Raw genomic sequence first — 20941 nt, 5'->3', positions numbered from 1 at the left:
GTTTCTTCCTGTCGCGCGCCTGCCGCGTGGCGCGCGACCCATCGAATGGCGCGATCTCGATGCGATCGAGGGTTGACAGTCTCTGTGTTCGGATCAGAATCCGTGCGCCTGGCCGGAGGGCCGACATCGCTCGTCAACGGCCGGGCGCTGCGGGTCCTTGGTGGACGTCAGGCGTCGTGAAGGGCGCTCGCGCGGGTCAGGTGCAACCATGAAGAGGATCCTTGTGACGGGGGGGGCGGGCTTCATCGGCTCGAACTTCGTCAGGTACGTGCTGACGGAGAGGCCCGGGGTGCAGGTCGTCAACCTCGACGCGTTGACCTACGCCGGGAGTGTCGAGAGCCTGAGCGGGCTGCCGGGCGAGGGCAGGCACGCCTTCGTGCACGGCGATATCCGCGACAGGGGGCTCGTCGAGCGCCTCCTGTCCGAGCGGCAGATCGACACCATCGTCCATTTCGCCGCCGAGTCGCATGTCGACCGGTCGATCGCCGGGCCGGAAGCGTTCATCGACACGAACGTGGTCGGCACGCTGCGCCTGCTCGAGGCCGCCCGCGCGGTGTGGCTCGGCCGCGGCGGCTCGGCGGAGGGCAAGCGCTTCCATCACATCTCGACCGACGAGGTGTTCGGCTCCCTCGGGCCCTCGGACGCCGCCTTTCATGAGGGCACGCCCTACGCGCCGAGCTCGCCGTACGCCGCCTCGAAGGCCGCCGCCGATCACCTGGTCCGCGCCTACGCCCACACCTACGGCCTGCCGGCGTCGATCACGAACTGCTCGAACAACTACGGCCCGCGGCAGTTCCCCGAGAAGCTCATCCCGCTGATGATCCTGAACGCGCTCACGGGCAAGCCGCTGCCCGTCTACGGCGACGGCGCCCAGGTCCGCGACTGGATCTACGTGGTCGACAGCTGCGAGGCCGTCCTGCGCGTCATCGAGCGGGGGCGCGCCGGGGAGAGCTACAACGTGGGAGGCGGCAATCAGCCCACCAACCTCGATATCATCCAGCAGATCTGCGCGGTGCTCGACGCGCGCTTCCCCGACTCTCCCTATCGGCCGTACAGCAAGCTCCTCCAGTTCGTGCCGGACCGGCCCGGGCACGACCGTCGGTACGCGGTCGACTTCCGGAAGATCGAGCACGAGCTCGGCTGGCGGCCGCGCTTCTCGCTTGACGAGGGGGTGCGTGAGACCATCGCCTGGTACCTCGCCAACCCGGGGTGGCTCTCCGCGATCGGGCGGCGCGACGACTATCACGGCTGGATCGAGCGCAACTACACGAAACGAGGAGCGGACCAGTGAAAGGGATCATTCTCGCCGGGGGCCGCGGCACGCGCCTCCACCCGGTCACCCGGGGCGTGAGCAAGCAGCTCCTGCCGGTCTACAACAAGCCGATGGTCTATTACCCGCTCTCGATCTTGATGTTCGCGGGTATCCGGGAGATCCTCGTGATCAGCACGCCGGAGGACCTTCCGCTCTACCAGCGGCTCCTCGGCGACGGCCGGCAGTGGGGCCTCCGCCTCACCTACGCCGCGCAGGACGAGCCGCGCGGGCTCGCCGACGCGTTCCGCATCGGCCGCGGGTTCGTGGGCGGCGAGCCCGTCGCGCTCGTGCTCGGGGACAACATCTTCTATGGCACCGGCCTGCCGGAGACGCTCCGCCGCGCGGCGAAGCTCGAGGTAGGCGCGGTCGCCTTCGCGTATCCGGTGAGCGATCCGCACCGGCACGGGATCGTCGAGCTCGACGCGTCCGGGCGCGTGGTCAGCCTGGTGGAGAAGCCGAGCGAGCCCCGCAGCCACTACGCCGTGCCGGGGATGTACTTCTATGACGGCAAGGTCTGCGAACTAGCGGCTTCGCTGAAGCCGTCGGCCCGCGGCGAGTACGAGATCACCGATCTCAACTGCGTTTACCTCGCGCGGGGGGAGCTCAGGATCGAGATGCTCGGGCGGGGCGTCGCGTGGCTCGACGCGGGGACGCACGAGTCGCTGCTCCAGGCGTCGAATTTCGTGCAGACCGTCGAGCTGCGCCAGGGGCTGATGATCGCCTGCCCCGAGGAGGTCGCCTACCGCATGGGCTTCATCGACGGGGACGCGCTGGCCGCGCTCGCCGACGAGCTGCCGAGCGAGTACACGGATTACCTGCGCAACATCCTGAGGGACCACCCCGTGCGTCGTTAGCGGCGCTGGCCGGAGGGCAGGGGGCGCCCGGCGAGGTCTGCCGCGCGCCTCCTCCGGGCCGGCCATGACACTGGAGGTTCTCTATGAGTCGGCTCGACAACGTGCGCTGGATCGAGTTCCCCTCCGTGGTGGACGAGCGCGGGGCGCTGACCTTCGTCGAGGGGGCGCAGGACATCCCGTTCGAGATCAAGCGTGCTTATTACCTGTACGACGTCCGCCGGGACCGGGGAGGGCACGCCCACCGAGACACGCAGCAGGTGATCGTCGCCCTCCGCGGCCGCTTCGTCCTCGAGCTCTCGGACGGCGTCGACAGCCGGCAGTTCGCGCTCGATTCCCCCACGCGGGGGGTCCACATCCTGCCCATGCTCTTCATCCGGCTGCTCGACTTCGCGCCCAATACGGTCGTCCTCGTCCTGGCGAGCACCCATTACGACAAGTCCCGCTCGATCCGCTCCTGGGAGGACTATCTGCAGGAGGCGAGGGGAGCGTGACCTCAGGGGGCGAGGGGAGCGTGACCGCAGGAGGCGAGGGGAGCGTGACCGCAGGAGGCGAGGGGAGCGTGACCGTGCGCGCGACGCGGCCGCGGCGCGCCGCTTCCGGCGTCCTCTGGCGCGGCCGGCCCGGGCGTCGCTCCCGCGGCTCTTGCGAGCGGGGTCGCGGGTGAAGGTCCTGCTCCTCGGCTACTCCAGCCTCGCGCGGCGGCGCGTGCTGCCGGCGCTCGCCAGCCTGGGCGTGCGCGACATCGACGTAGCGTCGGTCTCCCGGGGCGCCGACGTCGCGCTGCCGCCCGGCGTGACGGGGCGCTGCTACGACGATTACCGGGTGGCGCTCGCCCGCAGCGACGCGGCCCTCGCGTACGTGTCGACGGTCAACTCGACGCACGAGGAGCTCGCCGAGCGCGCCCTCGATCGGGGCCTTCACGTCGCGGTCGACAAGCCAGCTTGCCTCTCGGTCGAGGCGTCCAGGCGCCTCGTCCAGCTCGCCCGGAAGCGGGGGCTTTGCCTCGCCGAGGCCACCGTCTACGCGTATCACCCCCTCTACCGCGAGGTCCGCCGGATCTTCGGCGACGCCGGCCGCGCGCCCACGCGCCTCACCGCGGCGTTCAGCTTTCCGCCTCTCCCCGCGGACAACTACCGCTACCGCGCCGCGCTCGGCGGCGGGTCGCTGCTCGATCTAGGGCCGTACGCGGTCACCCTCGGCCGCGTCCTCCTCGACGGCGCGGCGCCGGAGTCCATCGCTTGCCGCGTCGTCGAGCGCGCCGGCGAGGTCGAGTCGTCGTTCAGCGTGCTCATGACCTTCCCGGGCGGCCGCTCGCTGGTCGGGCACTATGGAATGACCACCGCCTACCAGAACCGCCTGGACGTCCTTGGCCCGGACGTCCTCGTGACCATCGACCGCGCCTTCTCGCCCCCCGCGGATCTCCCGATCCAGCTCGGCGTCGCCGAGCGCGATCGGCGTCGGACGGTCGAGGTCCCCGCGGCCGACAGCTTCGCGGAGTTCTTCCGGAGCGTCTTCGGCGCCATCGCGCGCGGCGAGCACGATGAGCTCGCCGCGACGTTGCTCGCCGACGCGGCCGTCCTCAACGAACTGCGCCGCGCCGCTGCGACCCCGCCCCCTTGACTTCGAGCGCGCTCTAACTCTTACGGTGGCCTGCGTCGAAGCGCCGCGGCCGTTCGCCGTGGCAGAAGGAGCCCATCATGCACACGCGCAAGCTCGGTCCCCTCCAGGTCTCCGCCCTCGGTCTCGGCTGCATGGGCATGAGCGATTTCTACGGCCCCCGCGACGAGGCCGAGTCGATCGCGACCATCCACCGCGCGCTCGAGCTCGGCGTCACGCTGCTCGACACGGCGGACATGTACGGTCCCTTCACGAACGAGGAGCTCGTCGGCAGGGCCATCGAGGGCCGGCGCGACAGCGTCGTCCTCGCGACCAAGTGCGGCATCGTCCGCGATCCCACCGAGCGCACGATCCGCGGCATCAACGGCGCGCCGGACTACATCCGCGCGGCCTGCGACGCGAGCCTGAAGCGCCTCCGCGTCGACGTCATCGATCTGTACCAGCTGCACCGCGTCGACCCGAAGACGCCGATCGAGGAGAGCGTCGGCGCCATGGCGGACCTCGTGAAGGCGGGCAAGGTGCGCGCGATCGGCCTCTCGGAGGCGAGCTCGGCGACGCTCCGGCGCGGCCACGCGGTGTATCCGCTCGCGTCGGTGCAGACCGAGTACTCGCTCTGGACGCGCGATCCCGAGGACGACGTGCTCGCCACGTGTCGCGAGCTCGGCATCGGCTTCCTCGCCTACAGCCCCCTCGGCCGCGGCTTCCTCACGGGGCAGATCAAGCGCTTCGAGGACCTCGCGCCGGACGACTTCCGGCGCCACTCGCCGCGCTTCCAGGGCGAGAACTTCCAGCGCAACCTCGATCTCGTCGCGAAGGTGGAGGACGTCGCGCGGGAGAGGGGCGTCAAGGCGTCGCAGCTCGCGCTCGCCTGGGTGCTCGCGCAGGGCGATTTCATCGTCCCGATCCCCGGCACGAAGCGCCGCAGCTACCTCGAGGAGAACGTCGCCGCGGAGACGATCGAGCTCACCGCGGACGACCTGCGGCGCCTCGACGCGGTGATGCCGAAGGGCGCGGCCTCCGGCCTCCGCTATGCCGACATGAAGTTCGTGAACCAGTGAGCGCCGCGGGTCGCGCCTCGCGCGCCGCCGCGCCGCGCTCCGGCACGGCCGGCGGGCTCACGATCGCCGAGGTCGCCGCCGCGACGGGGACGAGCGCGCACACGCTCCGCTACTACGAGCGGATCGGGCTCATCCGGTCCGTGTCGCGGGCGCGGAGCGGCCACCGCCGCTACGGGCCCGACGACGTGCGGTGGGTCGAGTTCCTCCGCAAGCTGCACGCGACCGGCATGCCGATCCGCCGCATGCTCGCGTACGCGGCGCTCGTGCGGCGCGGCGACGGGACGATCTCCGAGCGGCGCGCGCTGCTCGAGGCGCACCGCGACGACGTGGCCGCGAAGCTCGCGGAGCAGCAGGCGCACCTCGCGATCATCGAGAAGAAGGTGAGCCTGTACCTGGACCTCGAGGAGCAGAGCGCGCGCAAGCGCGCGTCGTGAGCGCTGCTCTCGTGCGCCCGCCGCGGGCGGGCCGCGAGGGGCCCCGGCGCTTGCTGCGGGCGGGCCGCGCGCGGGTGCCGGGGGCGGCGCTCACGCTGTTTCCGGCACCCCGGGCTGCCGGAGGACGCGCAGCGGGCCTTCGGACGAGACGAGGCCGGCGAGCTCCGGGTCGGTCATGACGTCCAGGAGCTCGCGCTCGGCCCCGTCCACCGTGCACCGCCGCCGCACGAGCCGGACCACCTGCGAGTAGTCCACGTGATGCAGGTCGTGCGCGAGCCCGAGCGGCTGCCAGAGGGCGTGCTGGCCGTGCCGGTGGGCGGCGCTCGCGTCGTACCAGCCGTAGTTCGCGGCGCGATCGCGGCTCCCGGCGAGGCGGTTCGTGAGGACCCAGTGCTTGCCGACGTTCTCGATGAGCCCGGCGCGCCCCGCGACCCGCTCCTCGACGCGGCGGTGGTGCTCCAGCATGCGCGAGGTGTTCGCCATCGTCGGATCCGGGGCGCCGATGCACGGCGGGATCCGCACGCTGGCCTGCTCCCAGACGAGGTCGCAGAGGCGGGTCGTCAGCATCGCGCACTCGAGCAGATCGGCGATGCGCTGCGTCGTCCGCGCCGAGGCGTTGATCCGGATGGAGTCCTCCGCGTCGCCGATGCGGAGCGCGTCCGCGCTCACGAGGAAGGTCGCGCGGTGCTCGCCGTGCTCGCTGTGCACCGGCGCCCAGCTGATGGGCGCCAGCAGGCCTGCCTGCACCGCCTCGAGGAGGGCGTCCTCGCGCGCCGCGCAGGCGCGCTCGGGAAGGCGTGCGACCCAGTCCGTGCCCCGTACGACGTCTGCCATGCTGCCCCCCGGCGAGCGCGCCCCGATCGGCCGCGGCCAGCGCAGCGCCGTCCGACGGGCTTCGTGAGCTGATCGGCTCGCCCGATCATTGTGTGGAGCGCGCTGGATCCGCGCAAGGCGCGCCGGTGCGGGCGATCGCGCACCCCGACTCCTCTTTGCGCAGCTCGACCGCCAGCCCTAAGCTCCGCCCATGTCGCCCTCGGCGAGCCGGTCCTCGTTGCGCCACCCCAGGCAGCTCCGCGCCTTCCGCCTCCTCCTGGTGGCCGGCGCCACCGCCCTCGCCGCGCAGGTCGCCGGCTGCGGCTCCGGTAAGGCCCAGGGCTCCGGCGGGACCGCCGCCGAGATCGCGTCGATCGACGCGCGCCTGCGCGGCACCTTCCGGCTCGTCCGCTTCGACCCGGAGATGCCGCTCGAGCCGATGCTCGCGTCGATGCTCGAGTTCCAGTACGCGCACCTGGCGATCCGCTTCGACGGCGATCGCATCCTCGCGGACTCGCCCGGCCTTCACGTCGACCGCGCCTACGAGATCCGCGAGCCCGCGTGGAACCGGTTCAAGCTGATCTCGTACGACGAGGCGGGGGTCGCTTACGAGGCGGTGTGCGAGTTCTCCGGGGAGAAGGAGCTCATCGTCTACGCGCAGACGCCGCCCTGGAAGGGCGTGGCCACGCTCCGGCGGGCTCAGTAGCGGGCGAGCGGCCGCGTCGCCAGGGCGTCCACGCGGCCGACCGCCGGCCGAATCTGGTGTACAAGTCGGCGCGACGTGGCCGAACCGAGAGCGCAGCAGAGCAGCGATCCGCACGGGTGGCGCCGGGAGGGGAAGGATCTCACCGCGGCGGTCGCCGGCGGGGCGATCGTGGGGATGCCCCTGCTTTACACGATGGAGATGTGGTTCCACGGGATGATGCTCCCGGCGTGGCACCTCGGCGGGATCCTCGTGTTGACGCTGGTCGTGACGTTCCTTTGCTCGCTGGAGTCCGGCTTCCGGAACGAGGACACCCTCCTCGGCGTCGCCATCGAAACGGTGACGTCGGTGGGGATCGGCATCGTCCTCTCGGCCGCGATCCTGGCGCTGATCGGCGAGATCACCCTCGACCGCGCGCCCCGCGAGGTCGTCGGCAAGGTCATCTTGCAGGCGGCCGCGGTGAGCCTCGGGGTGGCGTTCGCGAACGCGCAGGTCCGGGACAAATCGCGCACGGGGGATGATCAGGAGGGGGAGAAGCCCCCGGAGGGGGATCCGGAGGCGCTGCAGCTCAGGGCGGACCTGCGGGACTTCTCGGCGGCGGCCGCGGGCTCGCTGCTCTTCACGTTGAACATCGCGTCGACGGAGGAGGTCGTGATGATCGCGTCGCGGCTCTCGCCCTGGCGGCAGCTCGCGATCCTCGGAGTGAGCGTGGCGCTGTGCTACGTCATCCTGTTCGCCTCGGGGTTCGAGCGACACGACGTGTACGTCAAGAGCGTGTTTCAGAGCCGGGCGTTCGAGACGCTGATGACGTGCGCCGTGTCGCTGGTGATCGCGCTGGCGCTGCTCTTGTTGATCGGCGAGCGCGAGGCCACGAGCGACCTCCCGACGCTGGTGGCCAGCGTTGTCACGCTCGGCCTGCCGGCGATCGTCGGCGGCGCCGCGGGGAGGCTGATTGTATGAGCGCGGCGAAGGGGGAGGGGCAGGGGCAGGAGCCCGGCGAGGGCCGCAAGGGCCGGCGGATCGGGAGGCGCCTGGCCGAGTGGCTCTCCCTCGGGGTCAGCGCGGTGTTGATCCTCGCCCTGGTCGTGTTCCTTGTGTACGAGGGGCTGACGAGCTCCGAGGGCTCGGTCGTGCCGGAGGTCCGGGCGCTGCCCGATCGGGCCGAGCAGCACGGCGAGGCGTGGGTGCTGCCGGTCCGGGTGAAGAACGGAGGCAGGCAGATGCTGGGCGACCTCGGCGTGGAGCTCCGGTACACGCCGCCGGGCGCCCGCGAGCCGGAGCGCGTCGAGGCGACGATCGACTACCTGGGCAAGCGATCCGAGCAGGAGCTCTACTTCTATGTGCCGGGCGATCCGCGAGGCATGTCGGTCGAGGCGCGGGCGCTGCACTACCAGGTGAAGTGAAGGCCACGTCCTCAGGGCGCGACGGGGAGATGATCCAGGACCCTCACGAGCTGCTCGCAGAGCCGCTCCCTGGTGAACCGCGCGATCTTGGCGGCATGGTTGTTCGGGAGTATGCGCCGTCCACCCTGCACGCGCGCGAGCAGCCAGCCCACGATCTCGAGCACTTCGCCCGGACGGAAGTGGCTGCCGGCGTCGTGCTCCTTGATGATATCGGCCGCCTCGCTGTCGGGGACGATCGCGAGGATCTCCTTCCCGATCGAGAGATACTCGAACATCTTCGCCGGTATGACCCGATGCGCGTTCTCGACGTCGCTGAGAAGCATGCAGAGCGCGTCGGCAGACTTCATCCAGGCGATCGAGCGCGTATGGTCGCAGTAGGGCTCGAGGCGCAAGCGACATCGCGTCTTCTTGATCCGGTCGAGGAGCTTCTCCTGCTGCTCGGTTCTCCTCCCGACGATGACGAGCTCCAGGTGCGCGAGCCTCTCCGGCAGGGACGCGTCGATCGTCTCGATCGCGGTGACCAGCGGCTCGATGCTCGTCAGGTTCCAGAGCGTGCCCGTATAGATGAGCCGGAAGACATCCTTCTCGGGCATGGAGATGTCGGCCGCGATCGTCCCAGGCGTGATGTCGTCCTCGTCGAAGCCGTTGTAGATGCACGTCGACTCGGCCTGGCTGCCCGCCTCGCGAGCGCGGTCCTGGAGCCGCCGGGCGCTCGACAGCGTCGTGCAGGTGAGGGCATCGGCCTGCTGCAAGACGTAGCGCTGCATCCAGCTCTGGACGGCACAGGAGAAAGAATCCTGACGCGCGTTCTCGAGGTAACACTGGCTGATGTCCCACTCATCACGAAAATCGACGACGAGCGGCAGCCGGAAGCGCTTCTTCAACAGGGCCCCAAGGACGAGGTTGGAGTATGCCGGGGCGGTCGCGAGGATGGCATCGTGATGAACCCGGCGCAGCAGGTCGCTGCCCGCGCGCAGCGCCGAGGGAAGCCAGAGCACCTGCGGATCGGGCTGCAGCGCGAGCGTGGCCGCTCCGCGCAACGCCCGGGCGAGGCGCCGGCGCGGTCCAGGCGTGGAGGTCGCCGCCGGCGGGCCGGAAGCGACCTTGGCCTTGAAGGTATAGCTCGGTTCCCAGGTCGTCGCGCGCTCGATGTGCGTCTCCGCCGGGATGTCGCGCAGCAGGCTCTCGTCGGAGAGCGGGGCCGACGGGTTCGCCGCCACGAGCACGCTGACCTCCCAGCCGAAGCGGCGCAGGTACTTCACAAACTTGACCGGGCGCTGCACCCCCGCCCCGCCGACAGGCGGAAAGTGATAGCTGATGAGCAAGAGCCGCCGAGACCCAGCCGCTCGATCGAAATCGAGCGCGACCTGGGCGGCTGCCTCGCTCGCTGCTCCGTGCTGTCTCCTGTCACGGAAATGAACGCTGTTGTCGAAGATCATGGTTCCCCCCTCGACGAGATGTTCACGCGATGTACTGACTGATCCGTGAAAACCGGAGGTTTTGCCGGCCCGTGCGCTCCACGAGCTCGCAGACCAGCGCGCTGGCGATGAACGAGGTGTCGTGAAGGAGGAGGATGTCCCCGCTCCGGGGTCTGTAGTGCGCACACCACGCCGTGGCGGCCTCGGGCGACCGCATGGCGTAATCACGAGGGTCATCGCTCCAGAGGACCACGGTGTGCTCATCGCTCCAGAGCTGAAGGAGCGCGCGGGCCGAGACCTTCCCCCAGGGCGGACGGAACAGCGGGCATGGGCTCCCCGTGAGGTCCTCGAGGAGCGCCCGGGTCGTCCCCACCTCCGCGCGCAGCAGCGGAGGAGACGCATGCTCCAGCGACACATGCGTGTAGGTGTGATTGCCTATTTCGTGTCCGTCCGCCACGATCCGGCGCACGAGGTCGGGGCGACTCCGGGCCATGTTGCCGAGGACGAAGAACGTCGCGTGCATCTCGTGCTCGGCGAGCCAGTCGAGAAGTCGTGGCGTGTGCTCGGGGTGGGGGCCGTCATCGAACGTCAGCGCGATGTCCGCGGCGCCCCGGCCGGATCGACCGGCGATGAACGCGCGCTCTCCGAACGAAGGCCCGCGCTCGATGAGCATGCGGTGGGGGAGCGCCATCGTCGCGATTCGCTTGACCGTCTGTCGCAAGAAGCCCATGTATGCCCCTTTTGCTCCGCAGGTGAGCTCCAGTCCTCCTGCTCGGCGCCGCGAGAGCGGATAGTGCAACAAAATGGTAACTGCCGAATTGTGCATTTAGCAATGTGGGGTGTCTCTGCAACGCCATCCCATCATGAGGCGACCGGTCCTGTGCGTCGCGGACGTCGGCGCTCGATCCGTTGCCGCTGCCGGTGTGCGCGGCCCGCTGCGCCCCGCCGAGCGTTGAAGACGGCCGGTGATGGCGCGCGCACGTGACGCGCTTCAATGCGGACAGGCCGCCGACGTCGCCGGATAGCGCTCGTCAATGCGACGATGGATTAGGCGTGAGCTTCTCCGCGGCTGACCCCGGAGACGCCGCTCTCCCGCTCACCGCTGCCGCGGCTTCCGCTCCAGCCACGCCCGCTCGCCCCACGGGCACGCGAACTCGAGCGGCTTCGTCAGGACCCAGAGCACCGGCAGCGGCGGCGGCGCCGGCGGCGTGGGCCCGGCGCCGTCCGTGAAATAGATCACCCCCGACACCCGGCGCGCCGCCAGGAACTCCGGCGCGAACACGGGCCGCAGGTCGGTCCCGCCGCGGCCGGCCACGTCGCCGAGCCGCCCCTCGAAGGCGTACACGCGCGCCACCTCCGTGTCGCACTCGGCCACGGTGATGCGCGCGACCTCGCTCATCGCCTGGAGCTGCCGGGCGATCTCCTCCAGCTCGTCGCGGCGCATGCTCATCGACGTGTCGATCGCCACGAGCACCGACGGCTTCGCGATCGCCCGCGGCGCGTACGTCCTGCCGGGCACCTCGCCGATGCGGCCCGGGAAGCGCCGGTTGGGCCGCGCGTACGTGTGCACGGGCGCGCGCTCCCGCGCCACGAACATCCGCAGCGCTGTCTTCCAGTCGAGCGGGTGCGCGCGCGGGCCGAGCACGTCGGTGAGCTCCTCGACGAGCCGGCCGGGCGTCTTGCCCGCGAGCAGCAGGCCCGGCAGATCGGCGGGGTCGCCGTCGCCCGCGAGCGCGTCCGCCTCCTCGGCGGCGCGGAGCAGGAGCTGCCGCGTCTGCTCCACCGCGCCCGGCTCCCGCGACGGGCGGCGGAGCACGCGGTGGTCGTCGACCGCCTCGCCGCCCCGCTGCGGCAGCTTGCCCTCCCGCGCGGCGCTCACGAGCAGGTCGTAGCGCTCGAGCGTGCTCTGGCCGCCGCGCAGGCCGAGCTGGGCGTACGGCTGCCAGCGGATCGGGTCGGGCAGCGGCTCCTCGATGTACTCGTTGGCCGACATCTCGAGGGCGAGGTCCATCAGCTCGGGCTCGTCCGCGCCCGCGAACTTCGGGTGGCAGAGGTGCCCGAGCGCCACGTGGTGCACCTCGTGCAGGAGCACGCCCCGCAGGAACAAGGGCTCGCTCATGAACGACTCCACGTTCACGTGGAGGAAGAAGCGGCCGTCGAACAGCGAGACCGCCATGCGCTTCACCGAAGGGTCCGCGACCGGCGCGAGCCGCGCGAGGATCGCCGCGTAGCAGGGGTACCGCTCCAGGAACCCCGGATCGCGCACGAAGGCGTCGAGCCACGCCGCGAGCGCGTCCTCGCGCTCGCCCTCGCCGCCGGGCCCCGCGGGCTCCGGCGCCGGCGCCGCGGCGCCGCGCGCTTGTGTCGCGGCGCCATGTGCTGCTTTGTCCAATGATTCCGAATGCTTGTCGGTTTTTTGCGCCGCCCCTGTCGCCCCCGGCGCCGGCCTCCCGGCCTCCCTGGCCCCCTTCATTGCGGCCGGATCGGCGTGACGCCGTGCTTCTTCAGCGCCCCCGCCAGCCGCAGCGCCCAGCGCTCGGGCAGCTGCGCGAGGAGCTGCCCGAGGCACGCCCGCGCCACGTTGCTCCGCCGCACCTCCACGAGCTTCGCCTGCTGCGCGAGGTGCGCCGACAGCGCCGTCACGACGAGGCCGATCCGGTGCTGCCGCAGCGGATCGGCGCGCCACGCGAGCACCTTCTGCTCGGCGGGGCTGGCCGCGTAGTTCTGGAGCAGCTCCTCGGGGCGGACGTCCACGAGCTGCGTCGCCGTCGCGTTGCCGCCGAGCGCGTCCTGGAGGCGCTCGCGGTGGTCGCCCGGCAGGTCCGCGAGCAGCGCCTCGAACGCCGCCAGCGACAGCTTCCGCTGCGCCGCGAGCACGCCCACCTCGGGGCCCTCGAGCAGCGGCGCGAGCCGCGTCGTCACCTCATCGAAGCGGTCGGTCTCGCCGCGCTCGCGCGCCGCGCGCAGCGCCTTGCCCGCGGGCGAGGTCGGCCCGTAGTCGGCGAGCAGCGCGCGCAGGTCGAACGGCAGGCGCGTCGACCACGACTCCTTCGACGCGAGCAGCAGCTCCACCCAGCTCGGGGGCAGGTAGCCGCCGAGCGCGTCGCGCAGCAGCACGCCGTCCGCGAGCTCCTCGGGGCGGAGCGCGCCCAGCACGTGCGACGCATACGTCCAGGTGCGCGGCGGCACGTCGTCCAGGATGCGCTCGTGCGCCTGCGCCAGCGCGATGACGCCCGGGTGGATCCCGTTCTCCTGCGCCCACGCGAGCCACGACGCCCGGTCCGCGCGCACGCTCAGGTTGAGGAACCTCGCCCGCAGCGCGCGATCGAGGGACGTCACCTGGTAGTCGGCCGACTCGGGGTTCACGGCGGCGAAGCACACCCAGCCCGCGGGTAGCTCGTACTCGTGCAGCCGCCGGGCGCTGAGCAGCTGGAGCGCCGGCTGCTGGATGTACCGCTCCGCCCGGTTGAGCTCCTCGAGCATCAGGATGCCCGCGCCGTCCTGGGGCAGGACCGAGGGCGCCGCGTAGGCGGTCCGGTTGTCCCGGATGACCGGCAGGCCCACGAGGTCGGGCGGCTCGAGGAGGCTCAGGTCGAGCACGACGGTGGCGATGCCGAGCCGCTCGGCGAGCTGCCGGACGAGCTCGCTCTTGCCGATCCCCGTGGGCCCCTCGAGCAGCACCGCGCGCCGGGCGCGGTAGGCGAGCTCGAGGACGGCCTCGAGCCGCGGTCCGAGCGGGATGGGCGCGGAGCGCCCCTCGAGGAGGCTGGGTGAGGTCGCCGCGGCCGGCCTGCCCGGCGCGTTGCCATCGGATCTGGGCTTCGTCACGGAGTTGATGGAGTTGTGCGGGGCGGGAGGCGCGAAGAAAAGACCGCCAGGGCCCGGGGCGCAGGGCCCAGAGCGTGCTCGGCCTTTTCCGTGCCCGGCGGGCTCTCGGCTCTCTCCTGCCAGGTGGACCCGAGCTCTAGCAGCCGCTGCGCGGCCTGTCATTCGCCAGCGACGAGATGGGAGGCGGCGCGCTCAGGCGCCGAGGAGCAGCCCCAGGGCGGTCGCGAGCGCGGCGTCGCTCCACGACGACAGCCCGCGGGGCAGGAGGACGGTCACCTGGTGCGGCTGGCCTCCGCAGCTGCGCGGCCCCTCGTAGTACCGCCCCGACCGGGTGAGCTCGTAGCTGCAGCGCCCGATGACGCCGGCGATCTGCCGCTCGTCCACGCGGTAGTCCGAGAGGGCGCCGCCGACGAGGCCGCGCGCGCGGAGCCCCGTGTCTGCCCGGGTCACGGAGAGCTCCAGCGGCGCGCCGCCGACGATGCCTGTCGCGCCCTCGCGGGTCGCGGTGACGCTCACGGTCTGATTGAAAGCGACGCCCCGGACTGCCTGCCCGTCGCGCCCGCTGTCCGCGGCGTACACGCCCAGGTTCACGTCCGGCCCGAGGACGCGCCCCGGCTCGATGTCGGCGCTGACGAGCTCCCCCCTGGCGGTGAGCAGGATGAACTCGCTCGGCCCCGCGGCGCCGAGGATGTCCGTGCGCGCGGCGTGACCAACGCCGGCGGCCGGCGCTGGCCCGCAGCCCGCCGCGAGCGAGGAGCCGAGCGAGAGACAGAGCACAGGGAGCAGCCTCGACCGCATTGCAACACCTCCGCGGCGCGTCGACGCTCCCAACATGACACCAGCGCCGCGCGTGCGGTAGATGCAGATGCCTTGTACCGCCGGGATCGCGTCCCCTGGATCCGTTCCTGGTCTCACCGGGAAAGCATGAATCAGGGGGCGAGAGAGGCGCTATCGCGCGCGAGGCGGCCGCGCCGCGCTGCGAGGGCGGGGCGCGATGCCGCGCGCGGCGCGGCCGTGGTAGCCTGCAGCGCATGTCCACCTCCGCGAGCCGGACGCCTTCCCGCGCCACCGTGGCGGACCTGCTCGCCATCCCGGAGGACCAGCGCTACCACGAGATCATCGGCGGCGAGCTGGTCCGGAAGGCCACCCCGAGCGGTGAGCACGGCGGGACCCAGGCGGCGCTCACCGGCGTCCTGTTCGATCCCTTCAACCGCCGCCCCGGCGGTCGCCGCCCCGGCGGCTGGTGGTTCCTCACCGAGGTGGAGGTCGAGCTGGAGCCCGGTGAGGTCTACCGCCCGGACGTGCTCGGCTTCCGCCGCGAGCGCGTCCCCGAGCGCCCGACGGGCAACCCGCTGCGCGTGCGGCCTGACTGGGTGTGCGAGGTGCTGTCGTCCACCAACGCGCGGCACGACACCGTGAGGAAGATGCGTGTCTACCACCGCTGCGAGATCCCTCATTGCTGGATCCTCGATCCCAGGGAGGAGACGCTGGCGGTTCATCGATGGACGCGTGAGGGGTACCTGACCGCGCTGCTCGCGGAGCGCGGGGAGCGGGTCCGGGCGGAGCCGTTCGACGCCATCGAGCTCTCGGTGGGGGTGCTCTTCGGCGACGACGCCGAGGAGTGATGGGCTGAGCCTGGCCGGCTGGCGGGCGCAGCCGCGCCCTCAGCAGGCGCTCAGCGCGGCTGCTCGATCGGGGCGCAGGTCGACACCCCCGCTCCGACGATGCGGAAGCCGATGTTGGTCATGTAGGCCGTATCGATGGAGCCGTCGGAGGGGCGATAGCGGCTCACGTTCGTCGTGCGCGACGGGGAATCGAACGAGTCCGGGGCGGTGTAGAAGTAGAAGTCCCCGCCCCAGAAGGAGAACGCCCACGCGCTCGGGGTCTCGATGCCCGGCAGCGGCTTCGCCTCGATGACATCGCCCGTCTCCTTGTCGATCTCGGCGAGCTGGACCGGCGAGGTGGTGAAGAAGCCGAAGAGGCGTCCATCTCCGGTGCCGGTGAGCTCGGCCGACTTGCCGCGCAGCGAGCCGCTGAACTCGCCGACAGGGGTCAACGACGTGCCGTCGATCCTCCCGAGCCCGATGCCCGGCATGTTCGTGGTCCCGGCCACGAACAGCTCCTCCGCGTCCGGGCGCGAGAGATCGCTCGAGAAGCCCATCCCGAGCCGGGACCACCCGTCCGAGAGCGAGGCCCCGGTGGGCTCGCAGCTCGCGTCCTCGGTGCTGACCTTGAACAGCGTCCCGGCGCTGTCGTCCGGATACACGTAGTTCACCCACGCCACCGCGTCGCGGTCCACCGCCATCGAGTTCGGATCCATGTCGGTCTGGCAACCGAGGACACCGATCCTCGTGAACTCTTTGCGATCGGGCCTGAAGCTGTAGAGCTCGTTATCCTGTGAGAGAACGTACACGAAGGACGCCCGCTCGATGCACCCCTTCTCTGTCTCCTCATCCCCGCTGCCCGCGCCGCTCCCGCCGGTCCCGGCGCCCGCGCCGAACGTGCCGTCGTCGTCGCCCGCGCCGCTCCCTGGTTCGCCGCCGCCTGGTTCGCCGCCGATTCCCGGATCGGTTCCCCCGGAGGTCTGGTCAGTGTCCGTCGCGGACGTGCCGCCCTCGGACGCGCTGCAGCCGCTCGCCGCGAGCGCCATCCAGAAGCACCATCGTACGATTCGCATATCCGCTCTCCCTTTCGCGTGATTCGCTCTTATAGCCGCGAAGCGAGGGGCCGGGTACACGAAGTCTCTCGTCTTTTCCACGTGGCGCCGCGCGCGCTCTGCGAGGGACGCAGGCGCGCGCCCGCGTCAAACGAAGTCCATGGCGGGCGGGGTCATCAGGGAAGGGGGATGACCTCGTCGGACTGGCAGCAGAAAAACGATGCGCTCTTCGGCGTCGCCTCGCCCAGGGCGACGCCGCCGGTCGGCGCGCACGCGCCTGGCTCGTCCTTGAGCCACCGGGCATCCATGCTCTCGAGCCGCAGATCCGGCCCCGCGACGCACTTCGGCCCGGCGAGCGTCACCGTCTCTGCGCCGAGGAGCTGCTCGCAGCTGCCGCCCTCGTGGACCGACACGAGCGCGGAGCACGCGCTGCCCTCGATCGGGCCGCACCCGCACGGCGTGCAGCTGCGCGTATCGTCGAAGCCCTCGTAGAGCTCGCGCAGATCGGGGTACTCCTCCGGGCACGCCGGGACGCCGGGGCGGAGGTAGCGGACGCATATCGAGAAGCTCGCCGGCAGCGGCGCCGGCGACGCGACGCACATGCTCGACGGATCCCTGCACGTGTGCTTGTCCACCGAGCCCACGCAGCCGCGCGCCCGGACGCTCCAGGGGACGGGCAGCTCGGGCGGCGCTCCCGCTGGATCGAGCGCCGGCGCGCAGCCGCTCACCGTCGGCGCCGGGATGAGCAGCGAGCCGAGCTCATCCGAGCTCACCGCGGCCGGCGCCGTGCACGCGCCGTCCCACCCGGCGGGGGCGTCGAACGACGTGGCCCCCGTCCCGTCGCACGCGGCCGAGGCGCTCCCCACGAGGCCCCGCGGCAGCTCGCAGGACGGCTCGGTGCAGAGGCACGCGGGGCAGCTGTGCGCCTCCTCGAAGCCGCCGTATCCGTCGAACACGAGGTCCGGCGCCTCCGCCGGGCACGCCGGCACGGACGCCGCGTCGGTCGCGTCGCCGGTCCAGAGCAGGATGGGATCGGCGAACCCGAGGGGCGGCAGGATCACGCAGCCGCCCTCGCACTCGGCGCACGGATTGTCGCACTCGTAGATAGGGCGGCCGCGGCACGGGTCCTCGCACGTCTTCATCCCGACCGAGCCGTTGTAGAAGCAGCCCGCGAGGCCGGCGGCGGCGGCGACGGCGATCACGAAACGAGCTTTCGTCATGGTCATGGCCCTTCTCTGGCTTTGTGTCGGTGCGGCTCTCAGACAGGGTATCGCGCGCGCCGCGCCGACCGCTCGGCGCCGCCGCCCAGGCCTCTCCTCGTGCTCAGCCGCGCTGGCGGCGCGGCCCGACCGGGGCGCGCGGCGCCAGCGTCGACTCGGAGCCAGGGAGAGCGCGCACACAGGACTCTTACTTGGACTGACGAAGGCAGGAAAGCTCGATCTTGCTCGCCGACTCGATATGTCGAACGCATTCCGGATGGTCTGCTCGAATTATCAATTCTCGCGCGCTGTGCATGTTGGTCGAGAGGACCGTCCCTGGTGGCGGAAAGCGCCTGTCGAGCCCTGGATTGCTCCTGAGGCGCATCGGGCCACTCCGGACGTGTGGAGAGGGCAGGGCGGGGGTTGCGCCCGCGCGTGGGACCTCCGGCCCCCAGGCTCCGGCGCTCGGATCGTTGCGCCGGAACAAACCATACGGTATGGTATCCTCCGAAGGTGAGGCACTCATGGACTTACTTCTCCCGAGCGCAGCGGTATTCGCCGGCGGCATCGCCGCGGTTCACGCATTCGTCGGCGGTCCCGACGTTCTTCCGCCGCTACAGCGCGCGGAGGTAGATCGGCACGTGGTCGCCACGCACGAGCTCTGCTGGCACGGCGTCACCGCGACGCTCGCGTCCATGGCGGTCGGTCTGTTCCTCGCCTGGCTGAGCGGCGGCCAGGCCGCGCTGGTCGTGCCCGGCGCCGTCGCCGCGCTCAGCGCCCTGTTCGGGGGCATCGCGCTCGTCCTCGGCATCTCACGGTTCGGAAAGCCGCTCGCGATGCCGCAGTGGACGCTCTTTTTCCCGCTCGCGATCCTGTGCGCCCTCCGGGCGGGGGGCGTCGAGGTCTGATGGGGGGAGACGTGTTCGCCTGGACGGCGAGCGCCCGTGCGACCACGGTCGCGGGCGCCGCGCTGGACTGACCCGCATGGCGCGCACCTCGAGGAACGACTGGCTCGACCAGGGGCTCGACGCGCTCCGCGACGGCGGCGAGGGCGCCCTGACGATCGATGGGCTCTGCGCCCGGCTCGGCCGGACGAAGGGCTCGTTCTATCATCATTTCCAGGACATGGCGGCGTTCCTCGCGGCGCTCCTCGCGCGCTGGGAGGAGCGGCAGACGTCGGCGCCCATCGACCATGCCGAGGCCGGCGGCGCCCCGGAGCAGCGGCGAGAGCGGCTGTCGGCGGTCGTGCGATCGCTGGATGTCCGGCTCGATCTCGCCGTCCGTGCGTGGGCGCTCCGCGACGAGCGCGCCGCGGCCGTGCTCCGGCGGGTCGACGCGCGCCGCATCGACTACCTCGCTTCCCTGCACGCCGCTCCGGGGCGCGCGCGCGGCGCCGCCTTGCTGCTCGCGCGGCTGGAGTACGCGGCCTTCATCGGCGCGCAGCAGCTCTTCTCCGACCTCTCCGCCGAGAGCTCGCGCGCGCTCGAGCGATCGCTCGAGCGCGCCCTCGAGCTCCTGGCGCAGGACCAGCAAGCCACGTCGCCAGAGGGCACGACGGGAAGACGACGCGCGAGGTAGTCCCCGGCGCCGCGGGGGAGCCTGGCGCCACGGCGCGGCTCAGGGGGGCGGGCCGGTCCGCACGAGAGCCACCGGCGACGGGGTACTAGCGACGCGCTCGCTCGAGCGCGTCCACGGCGTCCAGCTCCGCCCGGATCTGCGCGCTGTCCTCGCCGGAGAGCGGCAGCTCGTCGATCTCGGCGCGCAAGGTGCGCGCGCGCGCCTCGTCGCCCACGGCGACCGCGATCTCGAGCCGGGCGGCGAGGGCGCGGGCGCGCTCGATCGGGGCGGCCGGCTCGCTCCGGGCGAGCGCCCGGTCGAGGACCCTGGCGGCCGCGTCGTCGTCGTTCTTGAAGTCGCGCAGCCGCGCCGCCGCGCGCAGCGCCCGACCGAGGTGGGAATCCGGGTGCGACCCGGCGGCGCCCTCGTCGTAGTCGTCCGGCGCGTTCCGCTTGATGAAGACGACCGAGTTGCCCGCCACATCGACCACCGTGAAGCGACTCTGCCCCTTCTTCATGCGCGAGATCCGGGGCAGACCGGCGGTGGGCAGCTTGCCGTACGCCCTCCGCAGGCCCTCCGCGAAGGTCCCATGGAGGTGCTCGACCTCGGGGACGATCACCAGGCACGTGCTGTACGCCTGCCGGGGATCCAGGTTCTTCATGCCCATGAAGTGCAAGTGGACCTCGCCGCGGCGCGTGGCCGCGTACACGTTCGGCCTCGTCTGCTGGTGGGTCACCTCGAAGCCCAGGGCGCCGTAGAACGCCAGGGTCTCGGGCATCGACACGCACGGAAGCACGGGAATCGTCATCACCTCGCTCATCGGATCACCCCTCTTCCCGCGGGATCGTCACGCGCGCTGCGCCGCCGGTCCGCGGAAGCGGCGGAAGAAAGCGCGCACGTCGCCGATGAACAGGTCGGGCTCCTCCATGGCCGCGAAGGTGCCCCCGCGGTCGAACTCCGACCAGTGCACGATGTTCGTGTTGTCGCGGGCGGCGAACCTGCGGACCGGAGCGATGATGTCCCGGGGGAACACCGCGACGCCGGTCGGCAGCGTCGAGGGCTTCACGTCGGCGGCGAGGTCCGCCTCGTCCGGGGTGTCCGGCGTCTCCACGAACGAGCGGGCCGACGAGCCGGCGGTGTTCGTGAGCCAGTACAGCATCACGTTCGTGAGGATGCGATCGCGGTCGATGGCGTCCTCGGGGGTGTCCTTGCAGTCGGTCCACTCCTTGAGCACCCCCACGATCCACGCGAGCTGGCCGACCGGCGAGTCGGCGAGCGCATAAGCCAGCGTCTGGGGCCGGGTCGACTGGATCTTCTTGTAGCCGTAGAGCTCCCGCATGTAGTAGTCGGCCGCTCCCAGCCGCGCCTGCTCGGCGTCGGTCAGGCCGACCAGCTCCTCGGGATCTCCGGAAGGCCACGAGACGAGCCCGTTGGTGTGCACGCCGATCACGCGCTCGGGGTCGACGAGGCCGACCTCGCGGGAGATCCACGTGCCCCAGTCGCCCCCCTGGGCGCCGTAACGTGGGTAATCGAGCCGGCGCATCAGCTCGGCCCAGGCGCTGGCGATCCGGCGCGCGCCCCACCCGGCCTCGCGGGTCGGCCCGGAGAGGCCGTATCCAGGCAGCGAGGGGATGACCAGGTGGAACGCGTCCTCCGGATCTCCGCCGTGGGCGCGAGGATCGGTGAGCGGGCCGATGACGTCGAGGTACTCCACGACGGAGCTCGGCCAGCCGTGCGTCACGATCAGCGGCAGCGCGCCGGGCTCGCGCGAGCGCACGTGGAGGAAGTGGATCCTCTGGCCGTCGATCGTCGTCGTGAACTGCGGGTGCTCGTTCAGCCGCGCCTCGTGCCGGCGCCAGTCGTAGCCGGTGCGCCAGTACGCGGCGAGCTCCTTCAGGTATCCGAGCGGGACACCGTACGACCAGTCCCTCGACGACAGCGAGGGCAGCTCGTCGGGCCAGCGCGCGCGGGCGAGGCGGTCGCGCAGGTCGTCCAGCGCGGCCTGCGGGGTGTCGACGCGAAACGGCCGGATGTCGCTCTCCACGAGCAGGGGCAAGCTCATGCGTACTGAATACCGTACATCGTACGG

The 20941-nt window shown here is 71.6% G+C and carries 22 protein-coding genes; 12 read left to right on the top strand and 10 right to left on the bottom strand.

Translation table 11 applies throughout. The features are described from left to right. The first annotated feature begins 208 nt into the window (after positions 1–208). The 6 genes from rfbB (at position 209) to WME89_RS29940 (ending at position 5275) form a co-directional block, all read left to right on the top strand. Positions 209–1291 carry a dTDP-glucose 4,6-dehydratase gene (gene rfbB / locus WME89_RS29965; RefSeq protein WP_438003116.1) on the top strand — a complete coding sequence of 361 codons (1083 nt, stop codon included), beginning with the start codon at positions 209–211 and terminating at the stop codon, positions 1289–1291. Further along, on the top strand, positions 1288–2166 hold the full coding sequence (gene rfbA / locus WME89_RS29960) for a glucose-1-phosphate thymidylyltransferase RfbA (protein WP_438003115.1): 879 nt from the start codon (positions 1288–1290) through the stop codon (positions 2164–2166). The genes rfbB and rfbA overlap by 4 nt, the downstream gene beginning before the upstream one ends. An 83-nt stretch (positions 2167–2249) precedes the next feature. Beyond that, positions 2250–2657, top strand: a complete 408-nt coding sequence (locus WME89_RS29955) for a sugar 3,4-ketoisomerase (protein ID WP_438003114.1) — start codon at positions 2250–2252, stop codon at positions 2655–2657. Between the two features lie 169 nt (positions 2658–2826). Then, on the top strand, positions 2827–3786 hold the full coding sequence (locus WME89_RS29950; RefSeq protein ID WP_438003113.1) for a Gfo/Idh/MocA family protein: 960 nt from the start codon (positions 2827–2829) through the stop codon (positions 3784–3786). Positions 3787–3863: 77 nt separating this feature from the next. After that, on the top strand, positions 3864–4841 hold the full coding sequence (locus WME89_RS29945; RefSeq protein WP_438003112.1) for an aldo/keto reductase: 978 nt from the start codon (positions 3864–3866) through the stop codon (positions 4839–4841). Then, positions 4838–5275, top strand: a complete 438-nt coding sequence (locus WME89_RS29940) for a MerR family transcriptional regulator (protein ID WP_437662357.1) — start codon at positions 4838–4840, stop codon at positions 5273–5275. The genes WME89_RS29945 and WME89_RS29940 overlap by 4 nt, the downstream gene beginning before the upstream one ends. A gap of 90 nt (positions 5276–5365) precedes the next feature. Here the strand turns inward: WME89_RS29940 and WME89_RS29935 are convergent, their stop codons facing one another. Then, positions 5366–6109 (bottom strand): hypothetical protein, encoded by a 744-nt coding sequence (locus WME89_RS29935; RefSeq protein ID WP_438003111.1) that lies wholly within the window; start codon positions 6107–6109, stop codon positions 5366–5368. 190 nt (positions 6110–6299) lie between these two features. On the opposite strand from WME89_RS29935, the gene WME89_RS29930 reads away from it, so the two are divergent. From WME89_RS29930 to WME89_RS29920, 3 genes are all read left to right on the top strand, one after another. After that, positions 6300–6794, top strand: coding sequence for a hypothetical protein (locus WME89_RS29930; protein ID WP_437617984.1), 495 nt, complete (start codon positions 6300–6302; stop codon positions 6792–6794). Between the two features lie 75 nt (positions 6795–6869). After that, positions 6870–7751, top strand: coding sequence for a TIGR02587 family membrane protein (locus WME89_RS29925; protein ID WP_437662371.1), 882 nt, complete (start codon positions 6870–6872; stop codon positions 7749–7751). Beyond that, positions 7748–8194 (top strand): hypothetical protein, encoded by a 447-nt coding sequence (locus WME89_RS29920; RefSeq protein WP_438003110.1) that lies wholly within the window; start codon positions 7748–7750, stop codon positions 8192–8194. The genes WME89_RS29925 and WME89_RS29920 overlap by 4 nt, the downstream gene beginning before the upstream one ends. An 11-nt stretch (positions 8195–8205) precedes the next feature. Here the strand turns inward: WME89_RS29920 and WME89_RS29915 are convergent, their stop codons facing one another. The 5 genes from WME89_RS29915 to WME89_RS29895 form a co-directional block, all read right to left on the bottom strand. Then, positions 8206–9633, bottom strand: a complete 1428-nt coding sequence (locus WME89_RS29915) for a glycosyltransferase (RefSeq protein ID WP_438003109.1) — start codon at positions 9631–9633, stop codon at positions 8206–8208. A gap of 22 nt (positions 9634–9655) precedes the next feature. After that, positions 9656–10342: a polysaccharide deacetylase family protein gene (locus tag WME89_RS29910; RefSeq protein ID WP_438003108.1), complete on the bottom strand. Its 687-nt coding sequence runs from the start codon at positions 10340–10342 to the stop codon at positions 9656–9658. Positions 10343–10708: 366 nt separating this feature from the next. After that, positions 10709–12004, bottom strand: a complete 1296-nt coding sequence (locus tag WME89_RS29905; protein ID WP_438003107.1) for a vWA domain-containing protein — start codon at positions 12002–12004, stop codon at positions 10709–10711. A 77-nt stretch (positions 12005–12081) separates the two neighbouring features. After that, entirely contained in the window at positions 12082–13440 is a 1359-nt protein-coding gene (locus WME89_RS29900) for an AAA family ATPase (protein WP_438003106.1), read from the bottom strand. Positions 13441–13632: 192 nt separating this feature from the next. Further along, complete coding sequence (locus WME89_RS29895) at positions 13633–14238, bottom strand: hypothetical protein (protein ID WP_438003105.1); 606 nt, start codon at positions 14236–14238, stop codon at positions 13633–13635. A gap of 233 nt (positions 14239–14471) precedes the next feature. Between WME89_RS29895 and WME89_RS29890 the strand changes: the two genes are divergently transcribed. Beyond that, entirely contained in the window at positions 14472–15065 is a 594-nt protein-coding gene (locus WME89_RS29890) for a Uma2 family endonuclease (protein ID WP_438003104.1), read from the top strand. A gap of 50 nt (positions 15066–15115) precedes the next feature. On the opposite strand, the gene WME89_RS29885 is transcribed toward WME89_RS29890, so the two are convergent. Continuing rightward, entirely contained in the window at positions 15116–16117 is a 1002-nt protein-coding gene (locus WME89_RS29885; protein ID WP_438003103.1) for a hypothetical protein, read from the bottom strand. 155 nt (positions 16118–16272) lie between these two features. After that, entirely contained in the window at positions 16273–17316 is a 1044-nt protein-coding gene (locus WME89_RS29880; RefSeq protein WP_438003102.1) for a hypothetical protein, read from the bottom strand. A 620-nt stretch (positions 17317–17936) separates the two neighbouring features. Here WME89_RS29880 and WME89_RS29875 point away from each other — a divergent pair. Beyond that, entirely contained in the window at positions 17937–18203 is a 267-nt protein-coding gene (locus tag WME89_RS29875; protein WP_438003101.1) for a hypothetical protein, read from the top strand. 76 nt (positions 18204–18279) lie between these two features. Beyond that, positions 18280–18873: a TetR/AcrR family transcriptional regulator gene (locus WME89_RS29870; protein WP_438003100.1), complete on the top strand. Its 594-nt coding sequence runs from the start codon at positions 18280–18282 to the stop codon at positions 18871–18873. A gap of 85 nt (positions 18874–18958) precedes the next feature. On the opposite strand, the gene WME89_RS29865 is transcribed toward WME89_RS29870, so the two are convergent. Further along, positions 18959–19660: a hypothetical protein gene (locus WME89_RS29865; RefSeq protein ID WP_438003099.1), complete on the bottom strand. Its 702-nt coding sequence runs from the start codon at positions 19658–19660 to the stop codon at positions 18959–18961. A gap of 39 nt (positions 19661–19699) precedes the next feature. Further along, positions 19700–20914, bottom strand: coding sequence for an epoxide hydrolase family protein (locus WME89_RS29860; RefSeq protein ID WP_438003098.1), 1215 nt, complete (start codon positions 20912–20914; stop codon positions 19700–19702). Positions 20915–20941 lie beyond the last annotated feature (27 nt).

The sequence above is a fragment of the Sorangium sp. So ce321 genome, assembly GCF_051530195.1.
GTDB lineage: Bacteria > Myxococcota_A > Polyangia > Polyangiales > Polyangiaceae > Sorangium.
The sequence above is the reverse complement of the archived record's forward strand: the minus strand, read 5'-3'. Positions and strand labels throughout refer to the sequence as shown.